Origin of the sequence: Comamonas sp. JNW (assembly GCF_003105075.1) — a bacterium.
Lineage (GTDB): Bacteria > Pseudomonadota > Gammaproteobacteria > Burkholderiales > Burkholderiaceae_C > Comamonas > Comamonas squillarum.
Genome location: NZ_QETI01000034.1, coordinates 1 through 1,720, shown reverse-complemented (window position 1 = coordinate 1,720; position 1,720 = coordinate 1). Strand labels below are relative to the sequence as shown.

Annotated in this window: 1 protein-coding gene; it reads left to right on the top strand. The window is 67.7% G+C overall.

The features are described from left to right. Window positions 1–1,720, top strand: a 1,720-nt coding sequence (locus DCO45_RS23105) for a hypothetical protein (RefSeq protein WP_116927870.1), incomplete at both ends; no start/stop codon positions are given.

Below are 1,720 nucleotides of genomic sequence, written 5' to 3'. Positions count from 1 at the left end.
GCCCAGGCCGAACAAGCCCGGCTGCGCGCCCTCGTGGAGGCGGCGCCCGCCGCCTACGAGGACAACTTCATGAGCGCCGATGAACTGACGGCCCTGCGGGCCGGTGAAGCCGACGAGCTAGACCCCAGCACTTTGCCGCTGGGGCTGCGCAGCTGGGTGCTGGAGAGCCGCCTGGGCGTCGCCCAGTCCGACAATGGGGAGCTGGGCAGCAGGCGCGGCATCGAGCTGGGCCAGCGCATCCAGTACCGCCAGCAGACGCTGAACTATGGTGAATGGTTGCTCCAGGCCGATGTGCGCAGCATGCAGGGCGGGCAAGACGCCTGGAACGGCATCGGCGCCTTGGGCTATGCGCGCCAATCGAGCAGCCAGCGCATCACCGTGCAGAACCTGGCTATCCCCCTGACACCGGGCATCCGCATGGATACCACCATCGGTGACGGCTACAGCGAGCTGACCCGGGGCCTGGGCCAGAACTACCGCCTGATGCTGGGCACCAGCACCTTGCGCGGCCTCTCGACCCGAATCTATGGCGCGGACTTTGACATCAGCGCCGGCATGGGCCAGCGCGGCGACCTGCTGGGCGGCCCCTACCCCGGCTTCGAAAAAAGCCAGGGCACGCTCGCCTGGGTGGGCGCCACCCAGCGCCTGGGCGGCGCCTGGTATGCCGCAGGGCAGCTGAACCAGGCCAACCATATTCCCGCCGTGGACTACGGCCTGTGGAACGACCCAGGCAGCGGCAGCAAGCGGGTCAGCAGCTGGGCGGCGGCGCTGGGCTATGGCTCGCCCACGCAGCAGGACGGCGCATTGCACGGCCGACTGACCGCGCTGGGCAGCAGCACAAGCAGCGATTCGGCACAAACCCCATCTGGCAGCGCACAAGGCCTGTACCTGGAGGCAGACACCAAGCTGGGCCGCTACCGCCATACCTGGGGTGCCTATGTGACCCGCCCCAATCTGCATTTTGGTGACTACCTGCTGCCCTCGGGCACGCAGGGCGCCTACTGGCGCATGGACCACAGCACCAGCCGCATGAGCTGGGGCACGGGGGTGGATGTGGAGCGCATGCGCGCCAGCAGTTGGCCGGCCCAGCAGGGCCAGACCCGCGTGGGGCTGAGCGGCAATCTGCACTACCAGCTGGACCGCCGAACCGCGCTGGGCGGCAACCTTAACGTCTACCAAACCCGCTATGCAGGAGACGGCCAGGGTGGCGGCCTCGATGGCAAGATGCGCAGCCTTTATGCCTATGCCTTCTACCAGACCCGCTTTGGCGAACTGCCACGCTCGCGCTTCAGCCTGAGCCTGCGCAGCAATGAGCAGATTGTGCTGGGTGATGGCACCGCCACCGGGCGCGAGCTGCAGTGGGAGCAGGACTGGATCAGCGCCCAGCGCGAGACCATGCGCCCCGAGCTGGTCACCACCTTGGGCTGGGCCGATGACCGCAGCAACGGCAGCCACCAGCGCTACCCCACGGCCGGGGTACAGGGCCGCTACTGGGCCAGCAACAGCCTGAGCTTTTTCGGCAACCTGCGCTACACCTCGCAAAGCGGCGGGCTTTTCACCAGCCGGGGCCTGTCGGGCAACTTTTCGGCCGAAAAGCAGTGGGGCAACGGCTGGAGCATGGGCCTGGGCGTGCTGCTCAACCAGGCGCGCCTGGCCACCACCCAGGTGCTCAGTTGGACCAGCCCGCAAATCTACCGCAGCAACGACAAGACCGCCTATG